The following is a 22,934-nucleotide window of genomic DNA, read 5'->3' as shown; positions in this document are numbered from 1 at the left end:
TCTGGAGGGCTCGGGGCGGGGGCGGTGGGCGCTGTTCAGCGGACCCGGACGGTGGTCAGGTCGAGGAACCAGGACTGCGGCTGGACCAGCCCGTGCACCTTCGGCGAAAGGGCGCGCGGGTTGCGGTCGTTGACGACGAACAGCCAGGGCGCGTCCTGGGTGACGAGCGTGAGGGCCTTGCGGTAGCCGGCCTGCCGGGCGGCCTGGTCGGCGTCGGCGGCCGAGCCGGCGAGCAACTCGTCGACCTGCGGGTTCGCGTAGTGGCCGGTCCAGAACGGGCTCTTGGAGCCGATGAACAGCGGCAGCAGCGCCTCGGACTGGAACAGCGTGGTGGACTGGGCGACGGCGTCGGAGCCGAGCGCCACCTGGCCCTTGGCCTCGGCGCCGATCAGGGTGGTCCAGTCGGTGGTGCGCAGTTCGACCTTGATGCCGACGGCGGCGAGGTCCCGCTGGAGGGCCTCGGCGATCGGCACCGGCAGCAGGTTGCCGCTGCCGCCGGTGGGCACCGTGACGGAGGTGGCGAAGCCGTTCGGGACGCCGGCCTCGGCGAGCAACTGCCGTGCCTTGGCCGGGTCGTAGGAGTAGACGTCCCCGGCGGGGTCGTAGGCGGCGGTGGCGCGCGGCGCGGCCTGGAAGGCGGGGTCCGCGGTGCCGTGCAGCAGCTTGTCGGCGATGGCCTTGCGGTCGATCGCGTAGTTGGCGGCCCTGCGCACCCGCGGATCGTTCCAGGGGGCCTTGGAGGTGTCCAGGATCCAGTACCAGAGGTGGTCGTAGCTGTTGGTGGCGAGGGTGACGCCGTCAGCCTTGAGGCTGTCGATGTCGTCCGGGTTCGGGTACTCGATCCAGTTCACGCCGCCGGAGCGCAGGGCCGCGGTGCGGGCGGCGGCGTCCGGCAACGCCTTGACCACCAGCCGGTCCAGCTTGGGGGCGCCGCGCCAGTAGTCCTTGTTGGCGGCGAGTTCGATCTGCTGGCCCTCGGTCTGCGAGACGAAGCTGAACGGCCCGGTGCCGACGGGGTGTTGGGCGAAGTTCGCCGAACCGGTCTTCCGGACGGCGGTGGGGCTGGCGATCAGGACGTGTGCCAGGTCCTCCGGGAAGTGCCCGTTGGGCTCCTTGGTGACCAGTTCGACGTGGTCGGCGTCGGTCGTGCGGTAGGAGGCGATGTCGCCCGCGTACTCGGCGGCGGCGGCGCCGAGGGCGTCGGTGTACTCGGGGCTGCCCTTGTCGAGGTAGCGCGCCAGGTTGAAGACCACCGCGTCGGCGTCGAAGGGGGTGCCGTCCTGGAATTTCACGCCCTTGCGGAGGGTGAAGGTCCAGGTCCTGCGGTCGGCGGCGACCTGCCAGTCGGTGGCGAGCGCGCCGGTGACGACCGGCGGCTTGTCGGTGCCCTGGAGCAACTCGTAACGGGTGAGGCCCTCGTAGAGCTGGAAGGAGACCAGGCGCTTGCCCTCGAAGCCCGCGCCGCCGATCACGGTGTCGGTGTTGGGGAGCTTGCCGGTGGCGCCGATCACCAGTGTCCCGCCGCGGCCGTCGCCGCCGCCCGCTCCCGTGGTGCCGCCTGAGCCGGCGCAGCCGGCGGCCGCGGCGAGCAGGACGGCGGCGGCCGGCAGGGCGACGGCTCTGGAGCGGGTACGGGCGGTGCGCGTCATGGTGATTCCTCTGTGGTTCGGTCGTACGGGGTGCGGTGCGGGAGAGGTGCTAGTTCGCGGGCGGGGCGGCGCCGGTGGCGGCGTCCAGCAGTGCCCGGGTGTACGGGTGTTCGGGGGAGTCCCAGAGGCGGTCGGCGGGGCCCTCCTCGACGACCCGGCCGTGCCGCAGCACCAGCACCCGGTCGGCGAGCCGGCGGACCACGGCGAGGTCGTGGGAGATGAACAGGTAGGCCAGGCCGGTGCGTTCGCGCAGTTCGGTGAGCAGGTCGAGCAGCCGGGCCTGTACGGCGCGGTCCAGGGCGGAGGTCGGCTCGTCGCAGACCAGCAGGGACGGCCGGGTGGCCAGGGCCCGGGCCACCGCCACCCGCTGCAGCTGCCCGCCGGACAGCTCGCGCGGGTAGCGGGCGGCGAGCGCGGGCTCCAGCCCGACCCGCTCGAACAGCCCGGCGACGGCCGCCGCCCGCTCGGCGCGCGGGGTGCCGTGCAGCCGCAGGGCGAAGGCGACCGCCTCCCCGGCCCGCAGGCTCGGGTTGAGCGAGCCGCGCGGGTGCTGCGGGACGAACTGCAGCCGGCCCCGCAGCGCGCGGTCGGCCCGGCCGCGCAGCCGGTACGGGTCCCGCCCGGCGAAGCGGACGGTGCCGGTGTCGGGGGCGAGCAGCCCGAGGGCGAGGCGGGCCAGGGTCGACTTCCCGGAGCCGGACTCGCCGACCAGGCCGACGGTCTCGCCGGGCGCGACGGCGAGGCTGACGCCGTCCAGGGCGGGGCGGCCGCGGTAGCGCTTGCCGACGGACTCCAGGGTGAGCAGCGGGGGCTCGGCGTTGTGGAGCGGGCTCGGGGCGTCGTGACGCGGGTTCGCGGCGTCGTGGGCGGTGCTCATCGGCGGGCTCCCGGTTCGGCGGCCACCAGGGCGGCGGTGAAGGCGTGTTCGGGCTCGCCGAGCACCCGCTCGGCCGGGCCGCGCTCGACCACCCGGCCGGCCCGCATGACCGCGACCGTGCCGCCGATCCGGCGGGCCACCGCGAGGTCGTGGGTGACCAGCAGCAGCGCGATGCCGCAGTCGGCGCGCAGGGTGGCGAAGAGGTCCAGGATCCGGCCGCGCACCAGGGCGTCCAGCGCGGTGGTCGGCTCGTCGGCGATCAGCAGCTCCGGGCCGCAGCAGATCGCCAGGGCGATCGCGGCACGCTGGCGCAGACCGCCGGACAGCTCGTGCGGGTACGCCCGGGCGACCCGCTCCGGATCCGGGACACCGGCGGTGGCGAGCAGCCCGGGCACGGCGGCACGGGCGGCCCGGCGGCCGTCGGCGACGCCGTGCCGGCGCAGCACCTCGGCGAGCTGCGGGCCGATCCGGCGCAGCGGGTCGAGCGAGGCGCTCGGGTCCTGCGGGACGTAGCCGACGCGGCGGCCGCGGACGTCCGAGAGCGCGCGCTCGTCCAGCGCCCGCAGGTCCGTCCCGGCGAGCCGGACGCCGCCGGTCACGGTGGCGCCGCGCCCGGGCAGCCCGAGCACCGTCCGGGCGACGGTGGTCTTGCCGCTGCCGGACTCGCCGAGCAGCACCAGGGCGCCGCCGGCCCGCAAAGCGAGGGAGACCCCGTCCACGGCCCGGACACCGCCCGGGTACTCGACGCCCAGGTCGTCGACCTCCAGCAGCGCGCTCACCGGCTCACCTGCTTCGGCGCCCGGGCCGCCCGGGCCGGTACGGGCCGCGGCAGCTGCGCGGCGGCGTCGCCGACCCGGGTGCGCAGCGCCTCGCCGAGGGTGTTGAACACGACCGAGACGGCGAGGATCACCAGCGCCGGCAGCACCGCCACCCAGGGGTGGGTGAGCAGCGCGGGCCGCAGCTCGTCCAGCATCGCGCCCCACTCGGCCGTCGGCGGGGCCACCCCGAGCCCGAGGAAGGACAGCCCGGCGGCGTACACGACGGCCAGGCCCACCAGCGAGGAGGCGTACACCAGGACCACCGGCGCCACCACGGGGGCGACCTGGCGCAGCACCAGCGCGCCCCAGCCCGCGCCGCTGACCCGGGCGGCCTCCAGGTACTCGGCGGTGCGGATCCGCCGGGTCTCGGTGAACGCGACCCGGGCGACCGCGGGGGTGAGCACCACCGACAGCGCCAGCACGGTCGCGCCCAGGCCGGGGGTGAGCAGCGAGGCGATCGCGATCGCCAGCAGCACCCCGGGGAAGGCGTAGAGCACGTCCAGCGCGCGCAGCAGGGCCTGTTCGGTGAACCGGCCGCCGAGCCCGGCCGCGATGCCGAGCAGCGTGCCGGCGACGGTGGCGACGGTGACCGGCACCAGCCCGCCGGTGAGCGAGGCGCGCCCGGCCCAGAGCAGCCGGCTCAGCAGGTCGCGGCCCTGGCCGTCGGTGCCCAGCGGGTGGCCGGGGCTGCCGGGGTCGAGCAGCCGGTCCGCGAGCCGTCCGGCGGCCGGGTCGTACGGGGCGAGCAGCGGCGCGGCGAGGGCGAGCAGGACGAGCAGGACGGCGAGGGCGCCGGGGACGACCAGGCCGAGGTTCCGTCGGGCGAGGAGGCGTGCGGCCATGTCAGACCCTCACCCGCGGGTCGATCGCCGCGTGCGCCGCGTCCACCAGGATGTTGACGCCGACGAAGGCGACCGCCACCACCAGCACCCCGCCCTGCACCAGCGGCAGGTCGCGGGCGGTCAGCGCGTCGTACAGCAGCCGGCCGACGCCGGGCCAGGCGAACAGGGTCTCCACGAAGACCACCCCCTCCAGCAGGTAGGCGAGTTGCAGCCCGCCGATGGTCAGCAGCGCGGGCGAGGCGTTGTGCACGCAGTGCCGCAGCACGGCCGCCGGGCGCAGACCCCGGGCGCGCAGCGAGTCGGCCAGCTCACCGGCCAGGACGGTGCCCAGCGCGGCCCGGAACACCCGGGCGGTGAGCCCGAGCGGCACCAGCGCCGCCGCGACCGCCGGCAGGACCAGGTGCCGGGCCAGATCGGCCGGACCGCCGGGCCCGAAGGCGTCGTTCGTCCCGCCCGCCGGGAGCCAGCGCAGCCCGACCGCGAACACGGCGATCAGCAGCAGGGCCACCGAGTACTGCGGGGCGGACACCGCGAGGGTGGACAGCGCGCCGGAGATCCGCCCGCCGGGGCCGCGCGGGCGCAGCGCGCCGAGCGCGCCGAGCGCCACCCCGCCCAGCAGCACCAGCAGGAACGCGGCCGCGGTCAGGGTGAGCGTCTGGCCGAGCGCCGGCAGCAGCAGGTCGGCGACCGGACGCTGGCCCGCGACGGAGGTGCCGAGGTCGCCGTTGAGCGCGTGGCCGAGCCAGTCGACGTAGCGGACGGGCAACGGCTCGTCCAGACCGAGCCGTTCGGTGAGCTCCCGGCGGGCCTCGGGCGGTGCGCCCGGGCCGAGGAAGGCGGCCACCGGGTCGCCGGGGACGAGCGCCACGGTCGCGAAGACGACGGCGGTGACGCCGAACAGCGTGGGGACGGCCAGCAGGAGGCGGCGCAACAGGAACCGGGTCACCCGCCGGCCCTCCGGGGCGGGGCGCCGAGCGGGCCGGCGGCGGGCCGGTGGGGCGGGGCGGGCATGGCGCTGCTGCTCCTTCGATCAAGGGGGCCGGGGAAGTCGGGCGTGGCGGGCCGTCATCAGGGCCTCGTGGCCGGGTGTTCGGCACGGGAACGACGGGCGTCCGGAACGCGGGCGGCGGCCGTCACCGGGCGTCAGGGGGGGCACCGCCGTGACGGCCACGGCCGCTTGGAGGAGCGTTGCGGACGGACGGCCCGGACAGCCAGTCAGCTCCTGATGCTGTTACTTCAGGTCACAGCATCAGCGGTGGCCGCAGCGCCGCTGCCCGGGGCACCGGGACCCGGTCCTTTCCTTGACCCGCACAAGGAACCGGACCTACGCTCCCCACATGGCTATTCGGCGGACCGACTTCACCTTGGTCGGGATCGGCGGCTCGTGGCACCGCAGGTGCTTCGACGAGCTGTGTCGACCGCGCGTGACGCGCTGACCGCCCCGGTCCACAGCCGCCGCGGTCGGCGCACCCTCCTCACCCGGATCCACGCCCGACGCCCGTCCGCGTCGTCGGCCGATCCCCGTCGCGGCGCGCAGCGTCGCAGGACGCCCCGCACCTCGCACCTCGCGTCGAAGGCCGTGCCGAACCCCGGTTCGCACGGCGCGTCGCACAGCGAGTCGCACTCCGCGTCCACGGGGCCGACCAGCCACCAGCTAGGGGGACCGCAAAGCCATGCCCGACCACAGACGTCCTGCCTCCGCTCCCGGAGGCGCCCGATGGCAGCAGTGAGCACCTTCGCCGCCCCGGCCGGCCCGCGCGGCCGCCGGCTCCCCGCCCGCCGCGGCGCCTGCGGCGGCACCGGCCCGGTCACCGGCCCGGGCACCGGCCCCAGGGACTCCTCCGCCGGGGACTCCTCCGCCGGGCCGGTCGCCGGGCTGCACGCCGAGATCGACAACCCGCTCGACCTGATCGCCGGTCACCAGCTGCTGGCCGAACCGGCCCAGCCCGTCCCGGCCCGGGCCGACGGCGGCTGCGACTGCGGCCACCCGATGTGCGTGGACGGGCCGCGCGACCGCACCGGACTCGCCCGGGTGTTCCTGGTCGAGCGGAACTCGGTGACCAGCGCCGGACTGCGCAGCGTGCTGGCCACAGCGCCCGGACTGACGGTGGTCGGCTCCACCGGCGACCCGCTGCGCGCCGTCGCCGCCGTGCACCGGGTCGCCCCCGACGTCGTCCTGCTCGGCCGCGGCGCGAGCCTGGAGGAGGACCTGGCGGCCGTGGTGGCGCTGCGCGGACCGGACGGCGCGCCCGACGCCCGGGTCCTGCTGCTGCGCCGCGCCGAGTCCACCGCCGAGGCGAGCCGGATGCTGCTCGCCGGGGCCAGCGGGTGCTTCCCGCTCGACCTGGCCGGGGAGCGGATCATCGGCGCCGTCCAACTCGTCGCGGCCGGCGGGTCGGTGTTCCTGCCGGCCCCGCCGCCCGCCCGGACCCACGCGGTGGCCCCCGCACGCCACCTCGGCGAGCTGCCACCGCAGCAGGCCGGGCTGACCGAGCGCGAGCGGGAGGTGCTGGTCAAGCTCGGGCAGGGGCTGAGCAACGCCGAGATCGGGCGTGAACTCGCCCTGGCCGAAGCCACCGTGAAGAAGCACCTGACCCAGGCGATGCGGAAGATCGGGCAGCCCGACCGGCTGCGCGCCGCGCTGTACGCCCACCGGCACGGGCTCGCCGGGTAGGTCCTCCGTCCGTCCACACCGCCCGAGGGCGGGTCCCGCCGGTGTGCGGGGCCCGCCCTTCGTCGTGCCCTGGCCCGTTCCTCGTCGTGCCCGGGGCGCGTCCCCGGTGCCGCGCGGGGCGACCTTCGGAGCATGCCCACGGCGACGATCGGCGCCCTGACCGGCGCCTTTCGGGGCTACCGGGGTGCACGGACCGCTTCGTAGCGTGGCGGGAACGACGACGACACGACGGTCCGAAGGATCGTTCAGCCGAAGGGAGATGGCCCGATGGGGGGTGTGTCCGACGGGACCGGCGCTCCGACCGGCAGTCCGACCGGTGCCGGTGCCGGTGCCGGTGCCGGTGCCGGTGCCGGTGCTGGGGCCGGGACCAGTGCCGGGGCCGGTGCCGGTGGCCGGCCGGGTGGCGAGACCGGCCCGCGCACGGCGGTGCTGGCCGCCGCCACGAGCCGACCGGGCCCCGGGGTGGAGCAGCCGAGGTCCCCGTACCGCGCGATGTCGGACGCCGAGCGGTCCGCGCTCTGGCGGCAGCGGCTGCACGAGGCCGAGGCCGGGCTGACCCGGTACCTGGTGTCCCGGGGCGACGAACTGCACCTCACCGACTGGTTCGTCCTGCAGTCCGAGCTCTTCGCCGACCTGCCCGTGCCGGACGCCCCGGCCGTCGAGTGGCAGCGGGTGTTCTTCCGCGACCAGGCGCTGATGGAACGCTTCCTCGTCCTGCGCTACGGCGAGGAGGTGCTGGGGGAATGGGCCCGGTCCAACGCCGAGGTGCACCGCGAGGTCGAGCCCGACCACGGCCGGGGCGCCGCCGACCCGATCCACCGGATCGCCCGGCAGGCCGAACTGTACGGCTCGGACTACGAGTTCGACGACGATGCGGCACCCGGCCCCGAGCACGCCGCGCTCACCATCACGCACTGCGCGATCTGGGACTACCGGGAGAAGGCCCGGCGCTCGGGCGTCCGGCTGACCCTCGCCTCGCCCTGCACCTACTGCACCGAGGCGCTGTCCGCCAACATCCGCGCCAAGGGCTACCGGCCCGCGCACCGGCTCACCCACGGCCCGACCGGCCACGGCTGCCGCTGGGAGTCCACGGCCGCGCCCGGGCCCGTCGACGTCACCATCGCGCGGCCTGCGGAGCCCGCCGCGCCGCCCGCCGAGCCCGCCGCGCCCACCGCCACCGACGAACCCGGGGAGTCCTGAGATGTGCGGAATCACCGGCTGGATCGACTGGGACACCGACCTGCTCCACCAGGCCCGGACCGTCCGGGAGATGACCGCCACCCTCGCCTGCCGCGGCCCGGACGCCGACGGCGTCTGGCTGTCCCGGCACGCCGCCCTCGGCCACCGCCGGCTCTCCGTCATCGACCTCGACGGAGGCGTCCAGCCGCTCGCCGACCGCCCCGGACCTGAGGCCGGGGCCGTCCTCGCCTACAACGGCGAGCTGTACAACCACCGCGAGCTGCGCGCCGAACTGGAGGCCCTCGGCCACGCCTTCCGCACCCGCTCGGACACCGAGGTGGTGCTGCGCGCCCACCTCCAGTGGGGCAGGGAGGCGCCGGCCAGGTTCAACGGCATCTTCGCCTACGCCCTGTGGGACGCCCGGCGCGAGGAGCTGCTGCTGGTCCGGGACCACCTCGGCATCAAGCCGCTCCACTGGCACGCCCACCGCAGCGGCGTGCTGTTCGGCTCCGAGCCGAAGGCGGTGCTCGCCAACCCGCTGTTCCGCCCCGAACTCGACGCCGAGGGCATCGCCGAGCTGTTCGCCCTGCCCGCCGCGCCCAGCGCCGGCCACGGCGTCTTCCGCGGCCTGCACGAGGTCCGGCCCGGCCACCTGGTGGTCGTCGCCCGCGCCGCCACCCGGGAACTCCGGTACTGGCGGCTGGAGTCCGCCGAGCACCGGGACGACGCCGCGACCACCCGGCGCACCGTCCGGGAGCTGCTCGCCGACGCCGTCGAACGGCAGCTGATCAGCGACGTGCCGCTGTGCACCCTGCTCTCCGGCGGCGTCGACTCCAGCGCCGTCACCGCCCTGGCCGCCGCCGCCCGCGAACGCGCCGGCCAGGGGAAGATCGCCAGCTTCTCCGTCGACTTCCCCGGCAGCGCCGACCGCACCCCCGACGCCTGGCGGACCACCCGCGACGCCCCGTACGTGGCGGCCGCCGCCGACCACATCGGCACCCTGCACACCACCGTCCTGGTGCCCGACGACGACCTGCTGGACGCCCGCGACACCGTCCTGCGAGCCCGCGACCGCCCCGGCTGGGGCGAGATGGACGCCTCGCTGCACCTGCTCTTCCGCGAGGTGCGGCGGCGCTCCACCGTCGCGCTCTCCGGTGAGGCCGCGGACGAAATCTTCGGCGGCTACCCCTACTTCCACGACGCCGCCGCGCTCGCCGCCCCGACCTTCCCGTGGCTGCACGGCAAGGCCACCCCGGCGGACCTGCTGCGCCCGGACGTCCGGGCCGAGGTGCGCCCGGAGGAGTACGCCGCCGACGCCTACCGGCGCTCGCTCGCCGAAGTGCCGCGACTGGCCGGGGAGTCGGCCGCCGAGGCGCGTACCCGCGAGGTCTTCCACCTCGCGCTCACCCGCTGGCTGCCCCCGCTGCTGGACCGGGTGGACCGGGTGTCGATGTCGGTCGGCCTGGAGGTACGGGTGCCGTTCTGCGACCACCGCCTGGTGGAATACCTGTGGAACGTGCCCTGGGCGCTCAAGGCGCCGGAGGGACGGTCCAAGGGGCTGCTGCGCGACGCCGTCCGCGACCTGCTCCCGCCGCAGGTCACCGACCGGCCCAAGAGCGGCTACCCGTCCACCCCGGCCGTCCGCTACACCGAGGTGCTCACGGCCCGGGCGCAGGAGCTGCTGGCCGACCCGAACGCGCCGGTCTTCGACCTGGTGGACCGCGAGACGGTCCGCCGGCTGCTCGCCGAGGGCCGCCCGCTGCCCAGCCCGCGCACCGCGCCGAACCCGGTCGGCGGCCTCGACCACCTGGTCCAGGTCGACGAGTGGCTGCGCGCCTACCGGGTGGGGCTGCGATGAGCGGCACCGCGCCGGCCGTGCGGGACGCGCAGGTCACCGACCAGGACTTCCGGGCCGCCTCCCGCGGCTGGACCAGCGGGGTCGCGGTGGTCACCACCCGGGCGGGCGAGGAGGTCTTCGCCAAGACCGTCTCCTCCTTCAGCACCCTCTCCCTCGACCCGCTGCTGGTCACCGTCGCGATCGGCCGGCACAGTCCGCTGGTGGCCGCCGTGCGGACCTCCGGACGGTTCGGGCTCTCCGTCCTGACGGACCGTCAGGAATCCGTCGCCCGGCGGTTCGCCGCCCCCGGGGCGGGGCGTGCCCTCGGCGGCTTCACCGCCGTGCCGACCAGGACCGCCGCCACCGGAGCCCCGCTGGTCGAATCCGCCCTGGCCTGGTTCGACTGCCGGCTGCACGCCGACCTGCCCGGCGGTGACCACACCATCCTGGTCGGCCGGGTCGCCGCCGCGGCCCGCGGCACCGGCGCACCCCTCCTCTACCACGACGGCCAGTACCGGGTACTGGCCCCGACCTCCTTGAACACCAACGGAGTTGGCGCATGACACTGCTGGACACCGTCACCGGTCGCGGCGCGCCCGCCACCGCCCGAGGCCTGCTCACCGGCGACCGCTACCGGTCCGAACTCGACGACGGGCGCGAGCTGTACCTCGACGGCAAGCGGATCGCGAACCCCGCCGAACACCCCGCTTTCCGCCCGGCCGTCGACGAACTCGCCCGCCTGCTCGACCTCCAGCACGACCCCGACCACCGCGAGCTGCTCACCTGGAAGGACCCGGACAGCGGCCTGCGGCTGGCCCGCGCCTACCAGCCCCCGCGCACCCTCGAAGACCTCCGGCTCCAGCGCCGCAGCGCCGAGTTCTGGCACGCCGAGGCACTCGGACAACAGGGCCGCTCACCCGCCTTCATGGCCTCCATCGCCGTCGGCGTCCACGACTTCCGCAACCGGCTGGCCGCCGCCGACCCGCGCTTCGGCGCCAACGCCGAAGCCTGGTACCGGTACTGCGCCACCAACGACCTCGTCCTCTCGCACGCCCTCGGCGACCCGCAGATCGACCGCTCCGCCGACCCGGTCGACGACCCCGACCTCGCCCTGCGCGTCGTCGAGGAGAACGACAAGGGCATCGTGGTGCGCGGCGCCAAGCAGCTCACCACCCTCGCCCCGCTCGCCCACGAGGTCCTCGTCTACCTCTCCGCCTCCTTCACCGAGGGCCGCGGCGAGCAGTTCGTCAGCTGGTTCGCCCTGCCGCTCAACACCCCCGGCCTGATCACCCTCGCCCGCGAACCGCTCGGCAGCGCCCCCTGGGGCCACGCCCACCCGCTCGGCGCACGGTACGACGAGCAGGACGCGATGCTCTTCTTCGACGACGTCCTGGTGCCCTGGGACCGCGTCTTCCTGCTCCGCGACGCCGGCCTCGCCCGGCTCGGCCTCGGCCGGATCAACGCCTGGAGCGCCTACGTCGGCCACATCCGCTACCGCGAGCGGCTGCGCACCCTGCTCGCCACCGCCACCCTCGTCGCCGAATCCATCGGCGTGGACGGCTTCCGCAACATCCAGGAGGACCTCGGCCGGCTCGCCGGCTACGCCGAACTGACCGAGTACTTCCTGGACGCCGCCGAAGCCCGCGGCGGTGTCACCGACGGCGGCCTGTTCGCCCCCGGCGACACCGCCGCCTCCCGGGTCTGGTCCGCCGAAGTGGCCGGCAGCGCCGTCGAGATCGTCCGCCGTATCGGCGCCTCCGGACTGCTCATCCAGCCCACCGCCGACGACCTCGCCCACCCGCGGCTCCGCCCCCACCTGGACCGCTACATGCGCGGCCGGGGCATCGACGCCGAGCGCAAGTCCCGGCTGTTCCGGATCGCCTGGGAGCTCACCGGCGACGGCTTCGGCCAGCGCCAGGACCTCTACGAGTACGTCCACCGGGGCGACCTGGCCCGCAACCGGATCAACGTCTTCAAGCGGTACGACCAGAGCGAGGCCCGCGAGCGGCTGCTGCGGCTGGTCGACCGGCCCACCGGCACCACTGGTACCACGGGCACCACTGAAACCACCGGCACCACCGGCATCGAGGAGGAGCAGTCGTGAGCACGTCCGCCGTCGAGATCCAGGCCCGTACCCTCGCCGGGTACGCCGACGCCAGCCGGCTGCGCCAGGTCCAGGACCGCGACTGGGTGCTCGACCAGGTCACCGACGCCCCCGAGTCCCTGATCGACCTCGGCAGCGGGATCGGCCAGCTGCTCCAGGAGGCCCTGGAACGCTTCCCCGGTCTGCGGCGCGCCGTCGGCCTGGAACGCTCCGAACACCGCATCGCCGAGGCCACCGAGCGGCTGCGGCCGTACGGCGAGCGGGCCGCCCTGCACCGGGCCGACCTCACCGCGCCCGAACCGCTGCCCTTCCGGGCCGAGCTGATCACCCAGACCTCGGTGCTGCACTGGCTCTACCCGGACGAGGAGCGGATCTTCGCCTGGGCCGCCGCCCACCTCGCCCCCGGCGGCAGGTTCCTGCTCACCACGTACCACCCCGCCCGGGACGAGCACGGCCTCGGCGGCGAGGACGAACTGGTCCGGGACGCCCTGGTGGCCCTCGGCACCCCGTACGAGGAGGTGCCCGGCCTGTTCGCGCGCGGCGGGGTGCTGCCGATCGCCACCCGCACCAGGACCGTCGAGGACCTCACGGCCGTCATCGGCCCGCACCTGAGGGTGGCCGGCCACCTGGAGCGCGACGCCGTCGTCACGGTCGACAGCGCGGCCCAGTACGAGCACTTCCACGCCGCCACCTTCGGCGACTACTACAGCCGCCTGGTGCCCGAGGAGCGGCGGGCCGCGTTCTTCCGGGCCGTCGGCGAGAGCGCCTGGCGGCGCCGGCGCGAGCGCGGGCACGTCAGCCACATGCCGGTCCGGCTCTGGACGTTGACCGCCCGGTAGCCGGCCAAGCCGGCCTTCCGTTAACAGCGTGTGTAGCCCGCCGCTCATCCCTGGGAGGAGCGGCGGGCATACGCCTACGCTGGGCTCGTCCGCACCGCTCACCACGATCCGCGGTACCCCCGACAGTCCGCAGCACCGACCACGGCCGAGGAGCCCAACCGTGTCAACTCCCACCGCCGGACGGGAACTCGGCGCCTTCCTGCGCGCCCACCGAGAGCTCCTCAAGCCGCCGACGTCGGCCTCACCGCCACCACCCGGCGCCGCACCCCCGGCCTGCGCCGCGAGGAGGTCGCCTCGCTCTCCGGCGTCGGCCTCGCCTGGTACACCTGGGTCGAGCAGGGGAGGGTCGCCGCCTCCCGCCAGGTGCTGGAGGCCATCGCCCGGGTGCTCAAGCTGGACGACGCCGGGCTGCGGCACGCCCTGCGCCTGGCCGGGTACCACGAGCCCGCCCCGGCCGGCGGCCCGGACGGCACCGACCGGCTCGCCGGGGCCATCCAGCCCGTCCTCGACTCCTGGCCCACCAGCCCCGCCGTCCTGCTGGACCGCCACTTCGACCTGCGCGGCTGGAACGCGGCCTGGACGGCGCTCTGGGGCGCGCCCGAGTTCGTGCCCGGCGAGCGCCGCAACCTGATGTGGGTGATGGCCGCCGACCACCGGGTGCGCGCCGTGCTGCGGGACTGGGAACCGCTCGCGATGAACGTCTTCCAGCACTTCCGCGCCCAGGCGGGCCCGGCCCTGGCCGAGCCCCGCACCGCGGAGGTCTACCGGCACCTGGACCAGGACGCGCCGGAGCTCCGCCACTGGTGGGGGTGCCACTCGGTGGCGGAGCTGACCGTCCGTACCGTCACCGTCGAACCGGCCGGCCTCGGCCCGGTCCGGCTGATGCTGTCCTCCTTCCACCCGGTGGACGACCCCACGGCGACGGTCCTGCTGTTCACGCCGAACGGCGCCGCCGACCGGGCGCGGATGTCCGAACTCGTCGAACACCCGCTGCGCGCGGTCGGCGGCGCCGAGGCGGAGCGCCGGGTGGGCTGAGCCCCGTCTTCAGGCGCCCGGAGTGGTGGCCGTCGCGGCCGCGGCGCGGCGCAGGCCCAGGCTGACCGCCAGACCGCCCAGCGCGGCCACCAGCGCCAGCCCGGCGCCGACCAGCAGGGTGCCGTCCGCGACGTCGCCGAAGGTGCCCACCGCCCAGGCGCCGACCCCGGTGCCCGCGTACATGGTCGACGTCAGCCACGCGCTGGACGTCGCCCGCAGCTCCGGCGCGATGGTGCCCGCCAGCGTCTGCTGGTCCGTCACGAAGCCGCCCGAGGCCACGAACCAGACCGTCACCCCGGCCAGCGCGAGCACCAGGCCCGGCGCCTCGGCCGCCACCGCGATGCCCACCGCCAGCAGCAGGCCCCACAGCGGCAGCAGCGGAAGGTCCGAGCGGCCCGCCGTCCTGGCCCGGTCGCCGAGCCGACCGCCCAGCAGCGAGCCGGTCATGCTGCCCGCGCCGACCAGTACGCCGACCAGGCCGAGCGCCTGCACCGACAGGTCGAAGCGCTGCACCAGCAGCGCGCCGAGGAAGGTGTAGGCCCCCAGGTTGGCCGTGTTGAAGACGGTGTTGACCAGCAGGGCCCGGCGCAGCGTCGGATCGGCCCAGCCGGCCAGGATCGCCCGGACGGCCCCGACCCGCGCCGCCGGTGCCGGCGCCGCGGCGGCCCCGACCTGGCGCAGCAGCAGCGGGACGGCCGCGGCGGTGCCGATCGCCAGCGCCCAGAACGCCGAGCGCCACCCCGCCAGCCCCGCCAGGAAGCCGCCCAGCGGCACCCCGATCACCTGGCCCAGGGAGAACAGCGCCATGCCGAGGCCCAGCGCCCGGCCGCGCACGGCCTCCGGCGCGGTCTCGGCGATGTGCGCCCAGATCGCCGGCCCGGCCGCGGCTGCCGCCAGCCCGGCCACCGCCCGGGAGACCACCAGCAGCGTCAGCCCGGTGGACAGCGCCGCCGCCGCGTTCGACAGGACGAACAGCAGCGTGCCCACCAGCAGGGTGCGGCGACGGCCGAGCCGGTCGCTCAGCAGCCCCAGGAACGGCGCCGCGACCGCGTACACCAGCACGTAGGCGGTGACGCTCGACGCGGCGGCCGCCTCACTGGTGTGGACCGAGTCCGCGATCGTCGGCAGCAGCGGCGACACCAGGAAGGTCTCGGTGCCGAACAGGAACAGCAGGAGGAACACCCCGGCGTACCGCCACCGGTCGAAACCCCGCGCCGAGGCGGGCAGTTCGGGGACCTCCTCGGCCTCGTCGGTCGACCGGGGCGGATCGGAGATGCTGCTCACGGCGAAGTACCACCTTCACGTACGGGGACGCGGCCGGGCCCTCGGACGGCAGGCGCAGGCGGCCGCGACGGCTGACGGGACGTCCGATGCGGCCATCCTGCGGACCGGTGCGGCGCCCAGCCAGACAGGCGGTGATCCTGTGAGTCCGGCTCACAGGCTGGGGGCTGCCGTGGTCTCCCTTCCGGAGGCGAGGAAGCGCTCGACGCCGGCGGTGAACGCCCGCGGGTCGTCCAGCCACGGGTAGTGGCCCGCGCCCGGCTGCACGGTGACCGTCGCCGCCGGGAACAGCGCGGCGGCGTCGGCGGCCGCGGCGGCGGTCGGCCACAGGTCCAGCTCGCCGGCCACCAGCAGCACCGGGCAGGGCAGGGCGGCCAGCCGGCGCCGCAGGTCCTCGACATCGGGTTCGTACCCCGCGTAGAAGTGCTCGCTGACGGTCAGCGAGCGCTGCGCCGGGTCGGCGGCGGCGTGGGCCCGCGCGGCGGCGTCCCAGCGGCCGTACATCAGCGGTTCGAAGGCGAGCCGGTGCGGCGCGGCCTCGGCGAAGGACCGGGCCGCCTTCATCCGCCGGTAGGCCGCCACCGCCTCCGGGTACCAGGGCTCGGCGGCGCGGGCGGTGATCACCTCCTCGGCGCCGGTGTCGGAGGGCAGCCCGACGGCCGCGAACGAGGGCGTGACCAGGGTCAGGCTCGCCAGCCGGTCCGGGTGGGCGGCGGCGTAGAGCAGGGCCAGGCTGCCGCCGGCGGAGTGGCCGAGCAGGTCGACCCGGTCCAGGCCGAGCCGGCGGCGCAGTGCCTCGACGTCGGCGACCAGCCGGTCCACCCGGTAGCTCGCCGGATCGGCGGACGGGGCGGAGGCGCCGGTGCCCCGGGTGTCCGGCAGGACGAGCGTCCGGTGGGCGCCGAGCCCGCCCAGGTCGCCGAGGTACTCCGCGGCCCGGCCGGGGCCGCCCGGCAGGCAGAGCAGCGGCGGGCCGTCGCCGAGGGTGCGGAAGGCGAGCCGGGTGCCGTCGTACGAGGTGAAGGTGGTGGTCGTGGAGGTTTCCATGCCGGACACCCTGCGGGCGGGCGGCCCGGCCCGGCTACTGTTCAGCCACAGCTACATGATCAGCTGCATGATCCGTGAGGGGGCGATGGTGGCGGTGGAGATCCGGCTGTCCGCGGCCGAGGTGGCCAGGGTCCGGTTCGCCGTGTCGCCGCTGGCCGAGACGGTGCTCGGCCTGCGCGCCGCCCTGGGCATCGGCGGGCACGCCGTGCACCGGTCGTGGGTGCGGCAGGCCCGGCCGGTGCTGGCCCGCGACCCCGGCGCGCCGCTGCTGCGCGCCCTGCTGGAGGGCTGCCTGCCCGCCTTCCTCTTCCCGGTGCCGGAGGAACGCCTGCCCGCCTTCGAGGCGGAGCTGGCGGGCCTGCGCGCGACCGACCCGGCGTACGTCGCCGCGGAGTGCGCCGCCGCCCTGGGCGGCCGCGCCGCGAACCTGCCCGGACCGGCCGAGCTGCTGCGCGGGACCGCCGACCTCCTGGAGCGCTGCCACGCCCGGCTGATCGCCCCGCACTGGGGGCGGATGCGCGCCGTCCTCGACGCCGACCTCGGCCGCCGGGCGGTGGCCCTGGTGGACGGCGGGGTGGAGGGGCTCTTCGCCCAGCTGCACGGCGACGTGGTGTGGCGCGAGGGCGAGTTGGTGGTGCACGGGCGCCGCGGCTCCGGCGCCGCCTGGACGGTCGAGGCCGGCGGACACGGCCTGGTGCTGATGCCCTCGGTCTTCGCCTGGCCGGACGTGATCGTCGACCACGACCCGCGCACCGCCGCCTCCATCCGCTACCCGGCGGCCGGCGTCGGCCTGCTCTGGGAGGAGCCCGCCGCGACCCGGGCCGGCCTCGCCGCGGTCCTCGGCCGCACCCGCGCCACCCTGCTCGAAGCCCTCGGCGAACCCCTGACCACCCCCGACCTCGCCACCCGGCTCGGCGTCACCCCCAGCGCCGTCTCCCAGCACCTCGGCGCCCTGCGCGCCGCGGGCCTGGTCGCCACCCGGCGCACCGGCCGCACCGCCGTCCACCTGCGCACCGCGACCGGCACCGCGCTCACGGCGGCGGGCCCGGTGCTCACCGCCACCGGTTCGGTGCTCACCGCCACGGGCTCGGCGCCTTCCGGGAACTGACGGTCTCGCAGCGGGAACCAGGGTCCTCCCGAGATCGTTTCAAACACCGTTAGAACGGGTGGGGTGACCCTTCACCACCTGTCACCACGGAGGGGGAACAGTGTCGAAGGACAGCTACAAGGAGTTCTCGGACAACGTCGACCGCGAGGTCGCCAAGCTCGTGGACCGGGCCAACCGGGACGCCGCGCAGGCCGTGGACCGGGCGCTGGGCAGGACGCCCGCCACGGCGGCGTTCGACACCGCCCACTGGCAGCGCCGGCTCGACGAGCTGCTCGCCGCCCACCGCATCCCCGGCGCCGTGCTGGCCGTGCTCACCGGCGGTGAGGTCCACGAACTGGCCAGCGGCGTCCTGCACACCGGCACCGGTGTCGAGACCACCACCGACTCGGTGTTCCAGATCGGCTCGGTCAGCAAGGGCTACACCGCCGCCCTCGTCCTGAGCCTCGCCGACGCCGGCAAGCTCGACCTGGACGCACCCGTCACGGCGGTCCTGCCGGACTTCGCCCTCGCCGACGCCGAGGCCGCCCGGGTCATCACCCCGCGTCAACTCCTCAACCACACCAGCGGGATCGAGGGGGACTACGTCAACGACACGGGCCGCGGCGACGACTGCCTGGCCCGCTACGTCGACGGCGCCCGCGACGTCGGCCTCACCAACCCGCCCGGCGCCACCATGTCCTACTCCAGCACCGCCTACAACGTCCTCGGCCGGATCGTCGAGGTGGTCACCGGCCGTAGCTGGGACGAGGCGCTCAAGGAGCTGATCTGCGACCCGCTCGGACTCGAGCACACCATGACGCTGCCCGAGGAGGTGCTGCGCTTCCGCGCCGCGATGGGGCACATGGGCGAGCCCGGCGAGGTCCCGACCCCCACCCCGCTGTGGAACATGCTGCCCCGCTCCGCCGGACCGTACGGCGGCATCAGCGCCACCGCGGCCGACGTGGTCCGCTTCGCCCGGATGTTCATCGACGGCGGGACCGCGCCGGACGGCACCCGGGTCCTCTCCGCCGCGGCCGTGGAGGCGATGCTCACCCGCGAGGTGGAGATGCCCGACCAGTGGTTCCTCGGCGCCCACTGGGGCCTCGGCTGGGGCCTGTTCGAATGGGACGGCGCCCGCGGCTTCGGCCACGACGGCAGCACCTTCGGCCAGCTCGCCTACCTGCGGGCCATCCCGGAGAAGGGCCTCGCCATCGCCCTGCTGACCAACGGCGGAGGCGCCGCGCCGAAGGTCCACGAGGCCCTGTGCTGCGAACTGAGCGCCGAGTTCGCCGGAGTGGCCATGCCCGCGTTCGGACCGGCCGACCCGCCCCCGGCCGTCGACACCGAGCCCTTCACCGGCCGCTACAAGCGCGAGGGCTTCCTGATGACCATCACCGCCCGCACCGAGTCCGCGGATGCGGAAGCGGGCGAGGGTGTGCTGGACCTGCGGTACGAGGGCGTCGAAGGCCTCGCCGGGACCTTCGACCCGCTGGTCTGGCACCTCACGCCCGTCTCCGACACCCCCGACAGGACCGTCTTCGCCGGCCGCCGCAACGACAAGGACGCCTGGATCCCGGTCGTCTTCTACGCCCTCGCCGACGGCACCCGCTACGTCCACTTCGGCGTCCGCGCCACCGCCAAGTCCGCCTGACCCCACCGCGCCCGCCGCCGCCCACCCCGCGGGCGGCGGCGAACCGGGCGGTCGGTGGGACCGTCGAGCGGGTGTGCGCGGGCGGACGCAACCGAACGGCCGTACCGGCACGTATCAGGTGACGTGAAACTGACAGGCACCACGTTCTTCGTCCTCTCGGTCCTCCTCGTCCCGCTCTCCATAGGACTTCTGATGTACCTGTGGAACCGGGTCCGCGGGCCGCGGCCACTGCGCTTCGGGGCGCGGTTGCTCCTGGTGGCGTTCGCCCAGTTCACGGCCGTGACGCTGGTGTTCGTGATCGTCAACAACGACAACCAGCTGTACGGCACCTGGGACGACCTGCTCGGGACCGGGAACCACGTCCGGGCGGTTCCCGTCCCGCCCGCGGCGGACGCGACGGCGGCCGCGAACGGGCCCGAGCAGCCCAAGGTGGTCCAGCAGTTCGGGCCGGTGGACGACAAGGCCGTGCCGAAGGACGTGCGGACGACCGACCTGAAGGGGCGGGTCTCCGGTGTGGACGGCGAGGTCCTGGTCTGGACGCCGCCGCAGTACGACGACCCGGCCTTCAAGGACCGGAAGTTCCCGGTCGTCGAACTGCTCGCCGGCTTCCCCGGCTCGTCCAGCGCCTGGTTCGGCAGCATGAACGTCTCCAAGCAGCTGGCGCCGCTGATGAAGTCCGGTCAGATCGCGCCGTTCATCCTGGTCGCCCCGCGCGTCGTGCTGCTCGGCTCGCACCTCGACACCGGCTGCGCGGACGTGCCCGGAAAGGTCAACGCCGAGACCTGGCTGGCGCGCGACGTGCCGCAGATGGTGCTCGACAACTTCCGCGCCGAGACCGGCCCCGAGCGGTGGGCCGTGGCGGGCTACTCGGCGGGCGCGCACTGCGCCGCCCGGCTCGCGCTGGCGCACCCGAACCGCTACCACGCCGCCGTCAGCCTGTCCGGGTACAACGACCCGATGGGGGAGCCGGCCTCGCTGACCGCCAAGGACGCGCACCTGCGCGAGGTCTCCAACCCCCTCTACCTGCTCCAGCACGCGCAGACGCCGCCGGACGTCCTCCTGTACGCGACCGGGAAGAAGGGCGACGGGTACGAGGACGCCCTCGCGCTGCAGAAGAACGCCAAGGCCCCGACGGCCGTCACCCCGGTCGAGGTCAGCGGCCCGCACCTGACCTCCACCTGGGAACCCCTCGTGCCGTCCGTGTTCACCTGGCTCACCCAGGCCATCGGGAAGACCGGCTGACCGGGTGACCAGGTGACCGGGTCGCCGACGTCGTCCGGCTGAGGCTCCCCGGCCCGCGCCCGGCGGAAAATGAGTTGCCCGCCGGGCGCGGCCACGCGCATGATCGCCGCATGGACAAGTAACGGCTGCCACGTAGCAACGACCGACCTGTCGCGCGGTCGACCTCTGAGCCTGACCACTCGGCTCCGAGGCGACGACCCGCGCCCTCGTGTGCATCCGTCATATCCCAGGAGCCGCGGCCGGCCCGCGAGAGCTCCTGCTGAGTCCTGAAGGCGACCACAACCATATGAATACCGACCGCAAGGCCCTCTGGGCCGTGCGCCAGTCCGCCCTGCCCGCTGTCGTACGACCCTGCCCGGACTGCTCCGGCACCCGTCACCGTCCCTCGGGCAAGGTCCGGGTCAACGCGAGCGGCAAACTCCTCGACGTCTGGCTGCTCCTGAGCTGCGCGGCCTGCGACCGGACCTCGAAGGTGCCCGTCCACGAGCGCGTCCACGTCTCGTCGCTGGATCCCGCCCGGCTGGTGGCGTACGAGAACAACGACCCCGCCGTGGTACGCGAGTTGACGATGAGTGCGTCGCTCGCCACCCGGAACGGCTACCGCCTCGACTGGACCGGCACCTGGGCGCTGGAGACCCGGACGCCCCTCTACGCACTCGACGACCCGACACCGCTCACGGTGCTGGTCGGCTTCGAGCTGCCCGTGCCGGTCCGGGTCGAGCGGCTGCTCATGCTCGGGCTCGGCCTCAGCCGCACCGCGGTCCGACGCCTGGCCGGGTCCGGGCACATCCGGGTGCCGCTGGCCCTGGACGCCAAGGCGCACCAGGACTTCGAGCTCACCCTCCACGGGCCCGGAGCCGTCGACGCCGCGAAGCACCCGCACCCCGTCACCGCCCCGACCGACGCCCGCCCGGACCCGGGCACGGACCCGCGTCCGGATCCGGGTACGGACCTGCTTACGGACCCGCGCCGCATCGGGCCGCCGCGATGGGCGCGCTCGGCGGCGGTCGGCGCGGGTCAGCAGGTGGTGCCCGCGGGCAGGGGGGTGAGGCGGACGAGGTAGTCGTCCACCGCGTCGGTGACGCACGCGCTACCGCGGCCGTAGGCGGTGTGGCCGAGGCCGCGGTAGGTCAGCAGCATGCCGCCGGGCAGTTGGGAGGCCAGGCTCTTCGCGTCCTCGTACGGGGTGGCGGCGTCGCCGGTGGTGCCGATGACCAGGACGGGCGGGACACCGTCGGCCTCGACCCGGTGGGGCCGGGTCGGGCCGGCGGGCCAGGTGCGGCAGTTGAGTTCGGCGAGGACGCCGGAGCTGCCGAAGACGCCGGACTCCTGGTGGGCGCGGTCGAGGACCTCCCAGTAGGCCTGCGGGTCCACGGGGTGCGGCACGTCGAGGCAGTTGACGGCGGTCAGGATGTCGCTGCTGTTGTCGCGGGGCCGGTCGTCCGGGGCGGCGTCGGAGGAGTCGTCGCCCTGGGTCGCGGTCGCCCCGGCGACCGCGGCGAGCTTGCCGCCGTCGCCCTTGGCGGCGGCGGTGAGCCCGTCGGAGAGGTCCTGCCACTGGGCTTCCGGGGTGTACATCGACAGGACGATCGCGCTGTGCAGGGTGTTCTCGTCGAGGCGGTCGGTGCTGCCCTTGATCCGCAGGGGGTGCCGGGCCACCTTGGCGTAGAGGTCGGCGACGAGCCGGCGGATGCCGTCCGGGGTGTTCGCGGGACAGCCGCGCTTGACGACCTTCGCGCAGTTGTCGGCGTAGTCGTCGACGGCCTTGCGGAAGGCGCGGCCTCCGGTGAGGGCGCGCTGGGACCAGTCGAGGGCGGGGTCGACGGCGCCGTCGAGGACCAGCGCGCGCACCCGGTGCGGGAACTGCTCGGCGTAGGCCGTTCCGAGCCAGGTGCCGTAGGACCAGCCGAGGTAGGTGAGCTTGTCGTCGCCGAGGGCGGCGCGCAGGACGTCGATGTCCCGGGCGGCGTCCATGGTCCCGACGTGCGGCAGGAGGTCGCCGCTGCGGGCGACGCAGTCCGCGGTGGTGCGTTCGGCCTCGGCGAGGGCGGCCCGGCGTTCGGCGTCGGTGCGCGGGTAGAGCGGGGAGGCGGTCGCGTCGGTGCCGTCCGCGGCCTGGTCGGATGCGCCGTCCGGGGCGCGGTCGGGGGCGCTGTCGGGCGGAGTGCAGTCCACGGCTGGCCTGCTGCCGGCCACGCCGCGCGGGTCGAAGCCGACGAGGTCGAAGTGCGCCCGGGCCTGCTTGCCGAAGGAGTCCGCGCCGCCGGACTTCACGGTCTCCACCCCGGAGCCGCCGGGGCCACCGGGGTTGAGGACCAGCGACCCGATCCGGCGGCCCGGGTCGGTGGCGGCCGCGCGCACCAGCGGCAGGGTGAAGGTCTTGCCGTCCTGCGGGTGGTCGTAGTCCATGGGGACGGTCAGCGTCGCGCACTGGAGGTCGCCGCAGGCGCTCCAGGCCGGCTTCTGCTGGTAGAAGGACCGCAGGGCGGGCCGGTCGGCCGGTTCGGTGGCCGCGGGCGGCGCCGACAACGCCATGTGCTGCCGCGCCCGGTCGGGACCGCAGCCGGTGAGCGCGGTGGCGCCCAGCGCGGCCACGGCGAGGGTCAGGACGCCGAACCGTACGGCGCCGCCGCGTCGGGCGCCTGCCACGGGGGCGCCCGCGGTGCGGGCGTCCGCGGGGGTGTCGGTCGGGGCGTCCGTGGGGTGGTGCGGGGGCCGGGCGGTTCCGTGCACTGCGCTGCTTCCGTTTCGTCCGGGGTGTTCGGGGTGTTC

19 protein-coding genes and 1 pseudogene are annotated in these 22,934 nt (G+C 75.3%); 12 read left to right on the top strand and 8 right to left on the bottom strand.

All coding sequences use genetic code 11. The annotated features are described in order from the left end of the window. Positions 1-35: 35 nt before the first annotated feature. The 5 genes from IE332_RS28015 to IE332_RS28000 are packed head-to-tail and all read right to left on the bottom strand — an operon-like array spanning position 36 to position 5,132. Positions 36-1,649: an ABC transporter substrate-binding protein gene (locus IE332_RS28015; RefSeq protein ID WP_189921630.1), complete on the bottom strand. Its 1,614-nt coding sequence runs from the start codon at positions 1,647-1,649 to the stop codon at positions 36-38. A gap of 49 nt (positions 1,650-1,698) precedes the next feature. Continuing rightward, positions 1,699-2,526 carry an ABC transporter ATP-binding protein gene (locus IE332_RS41265; RefSeq protein WP_229928968.1) on the bottom strand — a complete coding sequence of 276 codons (828 nt, stop codon included), beginning with the start codon at positions 2,524-2,526 and terminating at the stop codon, positions 1,699-1,701. Further along, positions 2,523-3,305, bottom strand: a complete 783-nt coding sequence (locus tag IE332_RS41260) for an ABC transporter ATP-binding protein (RefSeq protein WP_229928967.1) — start codon at positions 3,303-3,305, stop codon at positions 2,523-2,525. Before IE332_RS41260 ends, IE332_RS41265 begins: the two co-directional genes overlap by 4 nt. Further along, a complete protein-coding gene (locus tag IE332_RS28005; protein ID WP_189921628.1) occupies positions 3,302-4,186 on the bottom strand; it encodes an ABC transporter permease in 885 nt (294 codons plus the stop codon). The genes IE332_RS41260 and IE332_RS28005 overlap by 4 nt, the downstream gene beginning before the upstream one ends. 1 nt (position 4,187) lies before the next feature. Further along, positions 4,188-5,132 carry an ABC transporter permease gene (locus IE332_RS28000; protein WP_189921626.1) on the bottom strand — a complete coding sequence of 315 codons (945 nt, stop codon included), beginning with the start codon at positions 5,130-5,132 and terminating at the stop codon, positions 4,188-4,190. 771 nt (positions 5,133-5,903) lie between these two features. Here IE332_RS28000 and IE332_RS27995 point away from each other — a divergent pair. From IE332_RS27995 to IE332_RS27965, 8 genes and pseudogenes are all read left to right on the top strand, one after another. Continuing rightward, positions 5,904-6,860 (top strand): LuxR C-terminal-related transcriptional regulator, encoded by a 957-nt coding sequence (locus IE332_RS27995; RefSeq protein WP_189921624.1) that lies wholly within the window; start codon positions 5,904-5,906, stop codon positions 6,858-6,860. A gap of 462 nt (positions 6,861-7,322) precedes the next feature. Then, a complete protein-coding gene (locus tag IE332_RS27990) occupies positions 7,323-8,060 on the top strand; it encodes a hypothetical protein (protein ID WP_189921622.1) in 738 nt (245 codons plus the stop codon). A 1-nt stretch (position 8,061) separates the two neighbouring features. Beyond that, positions 8,062-9,897, top strand: coding sequence for an asparagine synthase (glutamine-hydrolyzing) (gene asnB / locus IE332_RS27985; protein WP_189921620.1), 1,836 nt, complete (start codon positions 8,062-8,064; stop codon positions 9,895-9,897). After that, entirely contained in the window at positions 9,894-10,439 is a 546-nt protein-coding gene (locus IE332_RS27980) for a flavin reductase family protein (protein WP_189921618.1), read from the top strand. Before asnB ends, IE332_RS27980 begins: the two co-directional genes overlap by 4 nt. Then, complete coding sequence (locus IE332_RS27975; protein WP_189921616.1) at positions 10,436-11,980, top strand: 4-hydroxyphenylacetate 3-hydroxylase family protein; 1,545 nt, start codon at positions 10,436-10,438, stop codon at positions 11,978-11,980. The genes IE332_RS27980 and IE332_RS27975 overlap by 4 nt, the downstream gene beginning before the upstream one ends. Continuing rightward, positions 11,977-12,819 carry a class I SAM-dependent methyltransferase gene (locus IE332_RS27970; RefSeq protein WP_189921614.1) on the top strand — a complete coding sequence of 281 codons (843 nt, stop codon included), beginning with the start codon at positions 11,977-11,979 and terminating at the stop codon, positions 12,817-12,819. Before IE332_RS27975 ends, IE332_RS27970 begins: the two co-directional genes overlap by 4 nt. A 273-nt stretch (positions 12,820-13,092) precedes the next feature. Next, positions 13,093-13,176, top strand: a pseudogene (locus tag IE332_RS42480) (XRE family transcriptional regulator); the annotation flags it as partial. A gap of 6 nt (positions 13,177-13,182) precedes the next feature. Next, positions 13,183-13,854, top strand: a complete 672-nt coding sequence (locus IE332_RS27965) for an MmyB family transcriptional regulator (RefSeq protein ID WP_189921612.1) — start codon at positions 13,183-13,185, stop codon at positions 13,852-13,854. Positions 13,855-13,863: 9 nt separating this feature from the next. Here the strand turns inward: IE332_RS27965 and IE332_RS27960 are convergent, their stop codons facing one another. Together IE332_RS27960 and IE332_RS27955 are read right to left on the bottom strand one after the other, a co-directional pair. Continuing rightward, on the bottom strand, positions 13,864-15,138 hold the full coding sequence (locus tag IE332_RS27960; protein ID WP_189921610.1) for an MFS transporter: 1,275 nt from the start codon (positions 15,136-15,138) through the stop codon (positions 13,864-13,866). 150 nt (positions 15,139-15,288) lie between these two features. Beyond that, the gene (locus tag IE332_RS27955) at positions 15,289-16,182 is read right to left on the bottom strand and encodes an alpha/beta fold hydrolase (RefSeq protein WP_189921608.1); all 894 of its coding nucleotides are present in this window, start codon (positions 16,180-16,182) and stop codon (positions 15,289-15,291) included. Here IE332_RS27955 and IE332_RS27950 point away from each other — a divergent pair. The 4 genes from IE332_RS27950 (at position 16,181) to IE332_RS27935 (ending at position 21,225) form a co-directional block, all read left to right on the top strand. Further along, on the top strand, positions 16,181-17,290 hold the full coding sequence (locus IE332_RS27950) for an ArsR/SmtB family transcription factor (RefSeq protein ID WP_189921606.1): 1,110 nt from the start codon (positions 16,181-16,183) through the stop codon (positions 17,288-17,290). The two genes, IE332_RS27955 and IE332_RS27950, sit on opposite strands and share 2 nt — an antisense overlap. A 100-nt stretch (positions 17,291-17,390) precedes the next feature. Then, complete coding sequence (locus IE332_RS27945) at positions 17,391-18,920, top strand: serine hydrolase domain-containing protein (RefSeq protein WP_229928966.1); 1,530 nt, start codon at positions 17,391-17,393, stop codon at positions 18,918-18,920. A 123-nt stretch (positions 18,921-19,043) separates the two neighbouring features. After that, positions 19,044-20,162, top strand: coding sequence for an alpha/beta hydrolase (locus tag IE332_RS27940; RefSeq protein WP_189921604.1), 1,119 nt, complete (start codon positions 19,044-19,046; stop codon positions 20,160-20,162). Positions 20,163-20,448: 286 nt separating this feature from the next. Beyond that, positions 20,449-21,225: a DUF1062 domain-containing protein gene (locus tag IE332_RS27935; RefSeq protein WP_229928965.1), complete on the top strand. Its 777-nt coding sequence runs from the start codon at positions 20,449-20,451 to the stop codon at positions 21,223-21,225. On the opposite strand, the gene IE332_RS27930 is transcribed toward IE332_RS27935, so the two are convergent. Next, positions 21,180-22,895: an alpha/beta hydrolase gene (locus IE332_RS27930; protein WP_229928964.1), complete on the bottom strand. Its 1,716-nt coding sequence runs from the start codon at positions 22,893-22,895 to the stop codon at positions 21,180-21,182. The two genes, IE332_RS27935 and IE332_RS27930, sit on opposite strands and share 46 nt — an antisense overlap. Between the last annotated feature and the right edge of the window lie 39 nt (positions 22,896-22,934).

Origin of the sequence: Kitasatospora xanthocidica (assembly GCF_014656195.1) — a bacterium.
Lineage (GTDB): Bacteria > Actinomycetota > Actinomycetes > Streptomycetales > Streptomycetaceae > Kitasatospora > Kitasatospora xanthocidica.
Note: the sequence above shows the minus strand (reverse complement) of the source record. Positions and strands in the feature narration are given on the sequence as shown.